10 protein-coding genes are annotated in these 12,608 nt (G+C 43.1%); 7 read left to right on the top strand and 3 right to left on the bottom strand.

Going from position 1 to position 12,608, the window contains the following annotated elements; translation table 11 throughout:
* Nucleotides 1-8: 8 nt before the first annotated feature.
* Both R9C00_26765 and R9C00_26760 read left to right on the top strand, forming a co-directional pair.
* Entirely contained in the window at nucleotides 9-788 is a 780-nt protein-coding gene (locus R9C00_26765) for an amidohydrolase (GenBank protein ID WPO35302.1), read from the top strand.
* Nucleotides 763-1,473 carry a 2'-5' RNA ligase family protein gene (locus R9C00_26760; protein ID WPO35301.1) on the top strand — a complete coding sequence of 237 codons (711 nt, stop codon included), beginning with the start codon at nucleotides 763-765 and terminating at the stop codon, nucleotides 1,471-1,473. The genes R9C00_26765 and R9C00_26760 overlap by 26 nt, the downstream gene beginning before the upstream one ends.
* 1 nt (nucleotide 1,474) lies before the next feature.
* On the opposite strand, the gene R9C00_26755 is transcribed toward R9C00_26760, so the two are convergent.
* Nucleotides 1,475-2,410 carry an NAD(P)-dependent oxidoreductase gene (locus R9C00_26755; protein ID WPO35300.1) on the bottom strand — a complete coding sequence of 312 codons (936 nt, stop codon included), beginning with the start codon at nucleotides 2,408-2,410 and terminating at the stop codon, nucleotides 1,475-1,477.
* A gap of 494 nt (nucleotides 2,411-2,904) precedes the next feature.
* Here R9C00_26755 and R9C00_26750 point away from each other — a divergent pair, with 494 nt between their 5' ends.
* Nucleotides 2,905-3,792: an AraC family transcriptional regulator gene (locus R9C00_26750; protein WPO35299.1), complete on the top strand. Its 888-nt coding sequence runs from the start codon at nucleotides 2,905-2,907 to the stop codon at nucleotides 3,790-3,792.
* Between the two features lie 117 nt (nucleotides 3,793-3,909).
* Entirely contained in the window at nucleotides 3,910-5,514 is a 1,605-nt protein-coding gene (locus R9C00_26745; GenBank protein WPO35298.1) for an aminopeptidase P N-terminal domain-containing protein, read from the top strand.
* Between the two features lie 63 nt (nucleotides 5,515-5,577).
* Here the strand turns inward: R9C00_26745 and R9C00_26740 are convergent, their stop codons facing one another.
* Nucleotides 5,578-7,074 carry an NAD(P)H-hydrate dehydratase gene (locus R9C00_26740; protein WPO35297.1) on the bottom strand — a complete coding sequence of 499 codons (1,497 nt, stop codon included), beginning with the start codon at nucleotides 7,072-7,074 and terminating at the stop codon, nucleotides 5,578-5,580.
* A gap of 168 nt (nucleotides 7,075-7,242) precedes the next feature.
* On the opposite strand from R9C00_26740, the gene dnaG reads away from it, so the two are divergent.
* The 3 genes from dnaG to R9C00_26725 all read left to right on the top strand — a co-directional run bounded on the left by dnaG (nucleotide 7,243) and on the right by R9C00_26725 (nucleotide 10,786).
* A complete protein-coding gene (dnaG, locus tag R9C00_26735; GenBank protein WPO35296.1) occupies nucleotides 7,243-9,246 on the top strand; it encodes a DNA primase in 2,004 nt (667 codons plus the stop codon).
* Nucleotides 9,243-10,286 (top strand): potassium channel protein, encoded by a 1,044-nt coding sequence (locus tag R9C00_26730; protein ID WPO35295.1) that lies wholly within the window; start codon nucleotides 9,243-9,245, stop codon nucleotides 10,284-10,286. Before dnaG ends, R9C00_26730 begins: the two co-directional genes overlap by 4 nt.
* A gap of 116 nt (nucleotides 10,287-10,402) precedes the next feature.
* Nucleotides 10,403-10,786 (top strand): co-chaperone GroES family protein, encoded by a 384-nt coding sequence (locus R9C00_26725; protein WPO35294.1) that lies wholly within the window; start codon nucleotides 10,403-10,405, stop codon nucleotides 10,784-10,786.
* Between the two features lie 153 nt (nucleotides 10,787-10,939).
* Here the strand turns inward: R9C00_26725 and R9C00_26720 are convergent, their stop codons facing one another.
* Nucleotides 10,940-12,418 (bottom strand): trypsin-like peptidase domain-containing protein, encoded by a 1,479-nt coding sequence (locus R9C00_26720; GenBank protein ID WPO35293.1) that lies wholly within the window; start codon nucleotides 12,416-12,418, stop codon nucleotides 10,940-10,942.
* Between the last annotated feature and the right edge of the window lie 190 nt (nucleotides 12,419-12,608).

Below are 12,608 nucleotides of genomic sequence, written 5' to 3'. Positions count from 1 at the left end.
ATTAATATATGGACATTCTTAAAGTAACTTTAATCCAGACCGAATTGTATTGGGAAAGCCCCTCGGCAAACCTTGCTCATTTGGAGGAACTAATATGGGGAAATAGATTGGAGACTGACCTGATTATTTTGCCCGAAATGTTTACCACAGGTTTTACCATGAATGCAGCAAAACTGGCTGAACCCATGAACTTGAGTACATTTAAATGGATGGCGCAGATGGCAAAACAAACGGGTGCTTGTATGGTGGGCAGTTATATCGTGAAGGAAAAAGGTGAGTTTTTCAACCGTTTGGTCTGGATGCAGCCCAATGGGAATTATTCGACTTACGACAAGCGCCACTCTTTCCGAATGGCAAAAGAGCATGAAGTTTATTCGGCAGGGACGGAACGCTTGGTGGTAGAGCTTAAGGGTTGGAAAATCTCTCCACTTATTTGTTACGATCTCCGCTTTCCAGTTTGGAGCAGGAACAACTCAGAGGATATGTATGACTTACTGTTGTACGTAGCCAATTGGCCGCAGCGCAGGCAAAGTGCTTGGCAAACCTTGCTGCCAGCCCGTGCGGTAGAGAATTTGGCTTATTCGATTGGGGTGAATAGAATAGGAGAAGATGGAAATAGGATTGCCTACGGCGGAGGCTCACAGGTTTGCGATTACTTGGGGAATAGATTAGCTGATTTGCAAGAAGAAGAATTGGTAAAAACCGTAGAGTTAGACGGAGCAAAACTACAGCGATACCGAGAAAAATTCCCCGCCCAACTCGATGCAGATAAGTTTGAAATTTTATAATCATTATAGCTTTGCGAACGCTGGTGCGATGCCTCTGGCTCGTGCCTATTTTTATGATTTGGGTTTATGGATTTTGGTACACATGAAAAAAATAGCTATTGATATCGTTCTTTTTCCCTCCGAAGAAATTCGGGATGTAGCCATCGAACTGAATAGAAAATTGAGGGAAAACAACCCTCCAAAAATCACCTTGGATACAGAAAGCGTCATGCCCCACATCTCCCTCACCATGGGCGTGTTGGACGAGGAAAGACTTTCCGAAGCAGCGGAAATACTAAAAAATATAGCTGCCGATTTTGGTGCTATGGAGCTTGAAATTCCTGAAATTGCAGTAAAAACCTCTTCGAGTGGAAAGAAAATGAGCAGTTTGCAACTGGCAGACCATCCGGAGTTACAGCAGCTGCACAACCGACTTGTTCAGGACTATACTTTTCTACTAGAAAAAGGTGCAAGCCCAGAAATGTTCCACAGTTCGCCCGAAGTTTCCGAAAGTTCCCTCAGCTGGGTAGACGATTACCTAGGAAAGCATTCAGGAGAAAATTTCTGGCCGCACATCACCCTTGGAGCAGGGGAGCTTGCTGTCAATTTTGCTGCAAAATTTACAGCAAGCCGCCTAGCCCTCTGCCACCTCGGCGACCATTGTACCTGTAGGGAAATTTTGGTGGAAGAAATATTGAAGGGATGATCTATCCTTTCAACAATTTCCCAATCTTCTCCACCAATACCCTATTGATTCTGTCATAAGATTCAATCGTCCAGCCGCCTACGTGGGGCGAGAAAATTACTTTATCGCTTTGGCAGAGGAAGTCAAATGCTTCTTCTTGTTCTGGGGTGAGGGTTTGGAGTTTTTCATTTTCCAACACGTCCAAGCCAAGCCCCAAAAGTTTACCACTTTCCAGTCCATATTTCAGGGTTTGGAGGGAAACTACCTCGCCACGAGCCAAATTGATGAAATGGATATTTTTCTTGAATTTGTCGAGGTATTCGTTATCCACCATGAATTTGCTGCTTTGGTTGAGGGGCACGTGCATGCACAGTACATCGGCTTCTTCCCATATTCGCTCCATGGGTACGAGTTCTGCATCCTCGTTCATTTCTACCTCAGGGTTGATGTCGTATGTCAATACTTTGCAACCAAATCCACTCAATCTGCGAGCGGTAGCCTTACCCATATTTCCATAACCGATAATCCCCACTGTTCTGCCAAATAACTCAATTCCACGGTTGGCTTCCCTTAGCCATTTTTTTCCCCTTACCTCCTTGTTGCCAATTTGAAGATTGTTGTAAAGGCAAAGAAGCATCGCCAAGGTATGTTCGCCTACGGCGTCTCGGTTTCCCTCAGGTGCGTTGAGCAATGTGATTTTCCTTCTGGAAAGTACATCGCCTGCAATCTGGTCCACGCCAGCACCTGCTCGGGCTATGAACCTGATTTTTGTAGCTGCTTCCAGCAATTTCTCATCTATTTTCATTTTGCTGCGAAGGATCAGCCCCTCGTAGTTTCCTATAATTTCAAATACCTCCGCTGGTTTGATGTCTGGTCGGTGGTCTGCTTTTACCCCAATTTCGGCAAGTAGCTCGACTATTCCAGGGTACATGGGGTCGATGATCAGGCAGTTTATCATAGCTTTTTTTGGTAGTTGTAAGTAATGATTCTGCCAAAAATACTTTTTGCCCTCTATTTCCCCAAAACTTGTTTGGATGGACTAACTTTTTGAGGGTTTCGGATTGCAGGTTACTGGTTAGATGTTTTTTGAACCTGCAACCCGCCACTTTAAACCCGCAACCCTTTAACCCTCCCCTTTTTTGGGTGAAGAGATGTAAGTCTTTTCTATCGCTACAGCGAGAAATATTGAATTTTCCAATATGGTTTCAATCACCTTTGCCAAAAGCTTGTGACCCGTTATTTTCACCGTAAATTCGGTAATCAAGGTGCTTTCCCCTTGTATTTGGATTCTTAATGGAGAGACTTGATAATGCAGGTTTGATATTGAAGAGGCAAGGTTCCAGCTTCTAATTTCTATTCAACCATTCATCACCAAAGCAATAGCATTAATAGTGGTATCAAGTAAAACCAAAAAGAACCTCCTTATTCTATCAGTGTCGTATCGATTAGAACATGTACCTATCCAACTCACTAGATGTTACCCAAGAGCAAGCGTCTTTTCAGGTTCAGCAGATTATAACCAATGAGCTGGACGAAGACTGGCATTTTCACCCGGAACTTGAACTCGTTTGTGTGCAAAAAGGAACGGGGAAAAGGTTTGTGGGCAATAGTTTGAGCAATTTTTCTGAAGGAGAAGTGTACCTGTTGGGTCCGGGGTTGCCCCACTTGTGGCAGGGAGATAAACACCGTTCGACAAATGGCTTTCAGTTTGTAGTGGTGCATTTTACAAAAGATTTTTTGGGGAAAGATTTTTTCTGGAAAGCAGAACTGGGACAAATAAAAAGGTTGTTTGAAAAAGCGGCTTCGGGGATGGTTTTTAGAGGTAAGAACATCCCCGAAGTTAGTACGCAAATGGAAAATCTGCTCCAGCTAGGAGGGTATGAGCGGATAAAAATGCTGCTCGATATTTTAGATTTACTTTCAACATCTTCTCAATTTCATACGCTTACCAGCAAAAATTTTAGCAATAGTTACGATGAAGCAGATCAAGTTCGGATGAACAAAGTCTGTAGGTATGTGATCGAGAATTTCAAAAAAGAAATTAGGCTGGAAGAAGTTTCCGAAGTGGCAAATCTGACCCCAGCTCCTTTTTGCCGATACTTTAAAAAACGTACTCAAAAGACTTTTTCCCGCTTCCTCAACGAAGTGAGAACAGGACATGCCTGCAAGCTTTTGGCTGAGCAGCAAACAAGTATTTCCCAAATAGCGCTGGAATGTGGTTATCATTCCCTTACCAATTTCAATCGCCAATTCAAGAAAATTTTGGGGTATTCCCCCGTCGGATACCGTAAGCTGTATTTGCAAAATGAAGAGGTAGAGGTAAGGGGATTAATGAAGTAGCCTGTGGCTCATGGCCCTCCCATTGGCATAGATTTTTTTCCTTTTAGCCCAAATTAGGTTTAATTTGCTATTGCCCTGAAGTAAATTTGGGGTCAACCACAAACTATTTTGACAATCATGAAAAAATTATTGACAGTACTTATCTGCTGCCTACCACTCTGGTTATTGGCACAGGAATACCCCACCGATCATCTTCCCAAGGACTTTCACAAAAAGAAACGAGAGCAGATCAGGGATATGTTACCAGCTAATTCGGTAGCGGTGTATTTTGCAGCCCCCGTGCGCAACCGAGCCAACGATGTAGAATACGTTTATCATCAAGACCCTGATTTTTATTACCTCACGGGCTATTTGGAGCCACATGCCATCCTTTTGGTTTACAAGGAAATGCAAACGGGGAAAGATGGAAAAGAATACAATGAAATATTTTTCTGCCAAGAAAGAAATGCTCGTGCTGAGCAATGGACTGGTAAGCGCTTGGGTGTTGAAGGGGTAAAAGAAAAGTTAGGTTTTGACTATGCTTTCAATGGCAGCGAGTTCAAAAGCTATGAAGCAGAGTTTGGGAAGTTCGAAAAAGTCTTGTTTTTTGATTTTAAAAATGATGTGAGAGATGGAGGAGACGAAGCAGATTTATTCTCGATTATAGAAGATTTTAAAAGCAAAGCGGCGTATCCTGCCGATTATGATGCAAGAAAAGAAGAAGTGTACAGCATGATTCGGAACTCGGATATGTCAAACGCTGCTTCTGTGGCAAGGACAATTGCCTATTACAGCAGGGTGAGCCCGAAACTGGCGAACGATCCGAATATCAAAAACTACCTCAAAAGTGAGACAGAAGAGGAAAGGAAATTGGCGATAGCTTCATTCCCAGAGCCTGAGCATAACTTAGATACCTACAGCCTAAATTCTATAATGGCTACTGCCCGTGAGGTAAAAACTCCCGAAGAAATCAAATTGCTGCGCAAGGCGGTGGATATTTCCTGCATTGGGCAAGCCGAGGTGATGAAAGCGATGAATCCAGACCTTTCGGAAACGGCGGTGCAAGGCATCCATGAGTTTGTATTCAAAAAATACGGTGCGGAGTACGAAGGCTATCCTTCCATAGTAGGTGCTGGGGCTAATGGCTGCGTGTTGCACTATATCACCAACAACCGCATGAAAGTTGGGAACGATTTGGTGTTGATGGACTTGGGTGCTGAGTACCGTGGCTATACCGCCGATGTTACCCGTACTATCCCTGCCAATGGTAAATTTACCCCCGAGCAAAAAGCCATTTACGATTTGGTGTACAAAGCCCAAGAAGAAGCCTTCAAGATTTGCAAGCCGGGCACACCGATCCGCATGACCACACAGGTTTGCCGAAAAGTAATAAACGAAGGCCTGGCTGAGCTTGGGTTGATCGAAAGCGCAGACGCAGAGCATAATTATTTCCCACACGGCGTTTCTCACCACATAGGCTTAGATGTGCACGATAAGGGCAATTATGAAAACTTTGAACCAAACATGGTGCTTACTGTGGAGCCAGGGATTTATATTCCGCTAGATAGCCCTTGTGATAAAAAATGGTGGGGAATAGGCGTAAGGATCGAAGACGATATCCTCATCACCGAAACGGGCTACGAGTTGCTTTCCGACCTTGCTCCACGCAGCTCAGACGAGATCGAAAAACTAATGAAAAAGAAAAGTGCTTTGGCTGACTTTATGTTGCCAGAGTTGGAGTAGGGGAGTAGATTTTTTGCCGAAAAATATAATTTTTGTAGAGCCAAGGTACGTCTTGGCTCTTTTTTATTGTGCAACCACCTGAAAAGCATTCCCAATATTATTGATAATATCTGTAGCGCTAACCGCTTCCATGCCTAGTTTTCGAGCGGCAATATCGCCTGCCAGCCCGTGGAGGTAGACGCCTAGCAGAGTGGCCTCTTTGGGTGGGTAGCCTTGGGCAAGGAGAGAGCCTATCATTCCTGTGAGCACATCGCCAGAGCCGCCTGTTGCCATGCCTGGGTTACCCGTGGAGTTGAAATATATTTTCCCGTTGGGTAAGCCTATGGCTGTATGCGCTCCTTTTATAATACAAACAAACTGGTGTTGCTGGCAGAATTGCCTCAGTTTTTCCAGCCGTTCAAATTCATTTTCCCATTTCCCCACCAAGCGCTCAAATTCCTTTGGGTGCGGAGTGAAAATACTGTTTTGGGGAATGGAGTTTAAGAGGTCGGGGTTTTCCGAAATTAAGTTGATGGCATCGGCATCTATCACCAGTGGTTTTTCAGCTTTTTCCAAGAAATTCCGAAGGGCGACTAGGGTGTCGGGGTGCTTCCCAATTCCAGGGCCTAGGGCAAAATAGCTAGCAGTTGGAGCAGTTTCTATGGTGCTCAAATGTTCATCCTGAGTATCGGTGAGGCACATGGCTTCGGGCACGCAGCTTTGGACGATGGCGTACCCGCATTTGGGGACAAAAGCGGTGAGCAAGCCTACACCTGTTTTCAGTCCAGCTCTTAGTGCAAGTACCGCCGCCCCAATTTTCCCATAGCTTCCTGCTATAATTTGTAGATGTCCATAAGTGCCTTTGTGGCTGTATTTCCCTCTTTTTTTGTACAAATGCTGAACAGTTTCTTTTTTAAGATAGAAAAAAGGAGTTTCATAATCTGCTATTTTTTTTGGCGAAAGCCCAATATTCACTAAATGAAATTCTCCGCAGTATTTATGGTTTTTCGGAAGTAAAAAAGCAAGTTTTGGAAACTGGAAACTTACCGTATGGTCAGGCTTGATAATATTGGGGTCAGCATTGTAGCTATCGCAGTACAGCCCTGATGCGATGTCAACAGAGATAGTTGTACAATTGCCTTGGTTAATTTTCTCGACCAATTTTGCTGTAAAGCCAGAAATGGGCCGGGAAAGCCCCGAGCCGAAAAGCGCATCAATTACTAACCCTTCTGTTATTTTGGGAATACTTGCCTCGTCGGTTATTTCATAAACCTTTGTTAGTTTTTTTAGCCGCTGTTCGTTGAGCTGGAAGTCGGGCGAGCTATTCTTGGAAAAGCGGCAAATAAAAACTTCTACTTGAAACCCTCTTTCCAACAGAAGCCTTGTGATAGCTAGTCCATCTCCGCCATTATTTCCTAATCCACAGAAGGTTTGGATAGGATTTTTATCACTAAACCGCTTTACAAACCAATGTACAAAAGCAAGGGAAGCTCTTTCCATCAGCTCGATTGAAGGAATGGGTTCGTGCTCAATAGTGTAAGCGTCAATTTCTCGAATTTGGGCTGCACTGAATATTTTCATGGTGTTTTGTTGGTGATTAAAGGCAGGGTTTTGCCTTGTTTTGTATCCAAAATAAGCCTTTATCATTATTAAATCTAGTTTACGAACACCTTCCTCAGAAAATCTTTTGCCATTTGCGATTATTCTTTGGTATTTTGTTCAATATTGGGTGAGAGATTTATCTAGCGAATGAGAATAAGCGAACAAACCATACGGAGAGTACAAGAAGCTGCTGATATAGTGGAGGTGGTGGAAGGCTATGTTTCCCTCAAAAAAAAAGGGACAAACTGGTGGGCACTTTCCCCATTTAAAGATGAAAAAACGCCTTCTTTTTCGGTGAATCCTGCCATGGGCATCTACAAGTGCTTTAGCACGGGCAAAGGGGGCGATGCATTCTCTTTTGTGATGGAAATGGAAGGGTTGACGTTTATTGAGGCCGTTCGCCACTTGGCAAAGCAGTACGGAATAGAGATAGAAGAAGATGAGATCACGCCTGAGCAAGAGGCGCAACAAACGCTGAAAGACAGTGTGTTGATCGCATTGCGCTACGCAAAAGATTTTTATAAAAATATCCTTCTCCACAACACTGAAGGGAAATCGGTAGGGCTGAGCTATTTTAAGGAAAGAGGGTTTAGGGACGAAACGCTTCAGAAATTTGAGCTGGGCTATAGCCTCAACGAGTGGAACGCTTTGGAAAATGATGCCCTCAAAAATGGCTACAAAGAAGAAATTTTGGTAGCGGCTGGGCTAGTAGTCAAAAAAGAGGAGGGGAAAAAGTACGATAGGTTCAGAGGCAGGGTAATGTTCCCTATTCACGATGTATCGGGCAAGGTATTGGGCTTCGGTGCGAGGACGCTCAAAAAAGACGACAAACCAAAATACCTAAACTCGCCAGAGTCGGAGGTGTATCACAAAAGTGATGTGCTCTACGGCATGTACCAAGCCAAAGATGCTATCCGCAGGCAAGACAATTGCTATTTGGTGGAAGGCTATACAGATGTGATTTCCCTTCACCAAGAGGGGATTGACAATGTGGTGGCAGCTTCGGGAACTTCGCTGACTGATGGGCAAATAAAGCTGATTAGCCGAAGGACGAAGAACGTAACGGTGCTGTTTGATGGAGATACGGCAGGGATAAAAGCTTCGCTCCGTGGAGTGGATATGATTCTTGCCAAGGGCATGGACGTGCGGATAGTCACTTTCCCCGAAGGGCAAGATCCCGACAGCTACGTGCAGGAAATTGGGGGAGAGGCTTTCAAAAAATACTTGGGGGAAAACGCCAAAGACTTCATCCTTTTCAAAACCCAACTTTTCTTAGACGAAACCAAAAACGACCCGCTCAAAAAAGCAGGTGTAATTCGGGATATTGTAGAAAGTATTGTCAAGATTCCCGATTCTATAAAGCGCTCGGTCTTTTTCAAAGAATGTGGGAAGTTGCTCGATATTGACGAAGAAACGCTGATAATTGAGGCGAACAAAATTGTCAGAAAAGAGGCGCAAAAACAGCAGCAAAAAGAAAGCTACCAGAAAGACCACGAAGTAGATGAATTGCTCGAGAAAATAGAGTCAGGGCAGGGTTTTCGGGAAGCAGGCGCTAGGGCAGAAGCTCCAGATGAGGTTGCGATAAATAAAAATAAGCTTCAAATTTCGGCTGAGTCATTACAGGCTCAAAAAGAGCAAGAATTACTTCGGATTTTGCTCCTGCATGGCGATAAACTTACCGCAGACAATGTAATGCTTTCCAAAGTGATTTTTGAGCGTATAGCTGAGTATGAAGTGGTAGATGAAGTGAGTAGAAAAGTTCTTGATTTTATGCGGAAGGAACTGGAAGAGCGAGAAGTATTTCCCAAAGTGAGTGAGGTATTCCTTATTTTTCAAGACTCAGGCATTAAAGAAAACCTAGTGAACCTGATTTCCGATGAAGGCGAGCTGCACGGCTGGGAAAGAAAAGGGGTGATGGTGAAATCAAAGGACAGTGATTTGGGAGTGATTGTTTACAAGGCTATCCAGCAATTTTTATTGTACCTTTTGAAAAATCACCGAGCCAAAGTGGAGGTGAAAATGAGCGAACGGGAAAAAGAAATAGGGATGGGGGAATTGGATGAAGAGCAAGCGGAGCTGATGCGGGTATATATGAACCTCAACTCGGAAATTAGGACATTGTCGAATGAACTTGGAATAGTTGTTACATGATACACCCAGTACGAAATAGGCTCTATCAACTTTTTTTGGCATTTGGCCTGCTAATGATCAGCTTATTTATTGGAATTTCAGGCTTCATGTGGGTAGAGGACATGGGCTTTTGGGATGCGTTTTACATGACGGTGATAACCATTTCCACCGTAGGCATGAACGAAATCCAAAAGGTGGATGAAGGGGGAAGAATATTTGTTTCTTTTTATATCATCTTTAATTTCAGTGTTTTTGCCTACTTTGTGTCGGTAATCACAAAATATTTGTTTGAAGGAGAACTTAGGGAGATTTTAAATAGCTATATGGTAAACAGGGTTGCAGACAAAATGAAGGGGCATACGATAGTGTGCGGATATGGTAATAATGGGAGTAAGGCATGTGAGGAGCTGTATAGAAGCGGGGTTCCTTTTGCGCTGATAGAACAAAACCCCGATGTGGTGGATGATACCTATGCCCATGCAAAGAATGTATATTTAGTTCAGGGAGATGCTACTTCGGATGATGTATTGCTTTCAGCAGGAATTGAGCGAGCCAAAACGATCATCACCACTCTCCCTCGCGATGCGGAAAATGTGTTTGTGACGCTTACGGCAAAAGAGCTAAATCCCAAAATAAAAATAGTAGCTAGAGCTTCGGACGAAAGCTCTATTTCCAAGCTGGAAAGGGCTGGTGCGCACCATGTGGTAATGCCTGATGCCATAGGTGGCTTGCATATGGCAAACTTGGTTACCCGCCCAGAAGTGGTCGAGTTTCTTGGGATGTTGAATGGGGTGGGACAATCTAAGCTCAAGCTAGATGAGCTAAAGTTTGAAGATATGAAGGATGAGTTTCATGGAAAGAGTATAAGGGAGCTGAATATCCGTGGGCTTACGGGCGTGAATATAATTGGGTACAAAGACTCAATGGATGGCTTCATTTTTAACCCAACTCCCGATACTATTTTTGAAGAAGGCGATGTGATGATTGTGCTGGGGACAGATGCCGAGCTTAAGACATTTATGGTGCATTGTGCCAAAAATCAGACGCATTATTACGATTAATGTGGCTGTCCTGACTATTTTTCCGTGAAAATGACAATTCGACAGGAGGTTTTGCAGCTGTATGCTTTTTGTGAATGATGAATATAAAAGCAAGCAACTACAAATGATAAACAATTATGTTGGTGACGAAAGATAACAAATTGAAGAAACTACTGATAGTTGGGGATAAAGTGTTGATAAAGCCGAAAGCTTCTGGCGATAAAACAGAAAGCGGTTTGTTCTTGCCTCCTGGCGTGCAGGAAAAGGAAAGAGTGCAGACTGGTTATGTAATAAAAGTAGGTCCTGGTTATCCTATCCCTATGGCTTCCGACGATTTTGACGAGCCTTGGAAACAGAATGAGGAGAAAGTCAAATATGTTCCTTTACAAGTTCACGAAGGGGATTTGGCTATTTTTTTATTGAAAGGAGCTTTTGAAGTAATGTACGAAGGCGAAAAATATTACATAGTTCCGCAGCACTCTATCCTGATGCTAGAAAGAGACGAAGAGCTTTTTGATTAAGCTTTTCTAGTATAAAAGTAAAAACGCCCAGTTGAAAACTAATTCAACTGGGCGTTTTGTTTTTTTTAGGATAGCCCTAAAAAATGAAAGGGCACCCAAAATGGGTACCGCTTCACGATTATCTACATGTTAACTAAATGCATTTATATTTTCCTAAAAACGATAAGAGTAATATTTTTTCTCCCCATTCTTTGAAATCCCCTGCAAAATCACTCTTCCTCTTATTTTAGATAGAATTTCTTCCAAGTCCTCGGGTCGCTCTATCAGGTAATTATTGATGGCGACAATCACAAAACCTTCGTTTATATCCATCTTATAAATCAAGCCATTACCGACTACTTTCTTCACTCTTATCCCCCCTTCTATGCCGAGTCTGGCTCTTTCTATTTTAGGAACTACTTCAAATAAGGCTCCCAGTTGGTCAGAATCGTATGTTATCTTCCTCAAAATACTGGTTGTACCCTCGATATTTGTAAGTATCACTTCTCTAACGAAAGTTTCCTTTGCTCTCTTGTATTTTACACTAACTTTATCTCCCGGACGGTAATAGCTTAGTATTTCATCGAAGTCGGCCATTGACTTAATAGATTTTCCATCTATTTCGGAAATTACGTCTCCGGGTGACATTCCTACTTTTGCAGCCGCACCTTCTTTATCTACGGTGTTCACCACTACTCCGTCTAGGTCGTTTGTGCCTAGCTTGTCGGAAATGTCTTCGTCTATGTCCAAGGCACTTACTCCAAGGAATGCCTTCTGGACTTCCCCGTATTTTCGTAGATCTTCAACTATTTTGGTCACAATATCCGAAGGGACGGCAAAGCCATAGCCAGCGTAGCTGCCTGTTCTTGATAAAATTGCGGTGTTGATTCCTACTAGCTCTCCCTGCCCATTTACCAAGGCTCCACCGCTGTTGCCAGGGTTGATGGCCGCATCAGTTTGAATGAATGATTCGATAGGAAAAAGATCTTCAAGCACATTTATTCTCCTGCCTTTAGCACTTACAATACCTGCTGTAACAGTAGATTCTAGGTTGAAAGGGTTGCCAACTGCTAGTACCCAGTCGCCAACAGAAAGTTCTCGAGAGCTACCTATTTTAATGGCTGGTAAGTCTGTTGCTTCTATTTTTAATACAGCAAGATCGGTAGAAGGATCGTGCCCTACCAAGCCGGCTTTATAGCTCTTCTTATTATAAATAACTTGAATTTCATCAGCGCCATCAATTACGTGATTGTTAGTGACTATATAGCCATTGCTGGTAAAAATCACTCCAGATCCAGATCCCGTTACCTGCCGTTCGGTCATCCTGTTGCTGAAAAAATAATCGAACCAGCTGTACCCTTGGTATTGTCCGCCTGCTATGGTCTTAATATAGACCACGCTTTGCCTTGTCTGCTGTGAAGCCTTCACGAAGTCGATATTTACGGATGGTAAGTTGCCGTGTGCACCTTCGCTTTCAAGATTCTCCGAAATGTGGAGTTCGCCTTCTGCGGAATCGTTTGATATGAGTTGGATATTGTCTGCTTTCAATCCTGAAAACCCATTTTCAGATGAGCCTTCTATGAGGCTGAAAATGTATGCGCCTAAAAAACCTGCTATAACGCTTAAAAAAATGCTATAAACTTTCGATTTCATTTTTAAAGTAAATTTAAATGACTGCTTTAGTTACTTATCAATATACCTAATTCAATAGGTGCAAAAGTAATAATAACCAGTTTTTACTCAGATAAGTGGCATCTGTGCTTTTTGGGTGCTTCAATATTAATGTTTTACTAAAATATCCTGCTTTTGTTTAGGTCAGGTGGCTGATGCTACCTACTGATGG

It is taken from the genome of Flammeovirgaceae bacterium SG7u.111 (assembly GCA_034044135.1).
Classification (GTDB): domain Bacteria; phylum Bacteroidota; class Bacteroidia; order Cytophagales; family Flammeovirgaceae.
The sequence above is the reverse complement of the archived record's forward strand: the minus strand, read 5'-3'. Positions and strand labels throughout refer to the sequence as shown.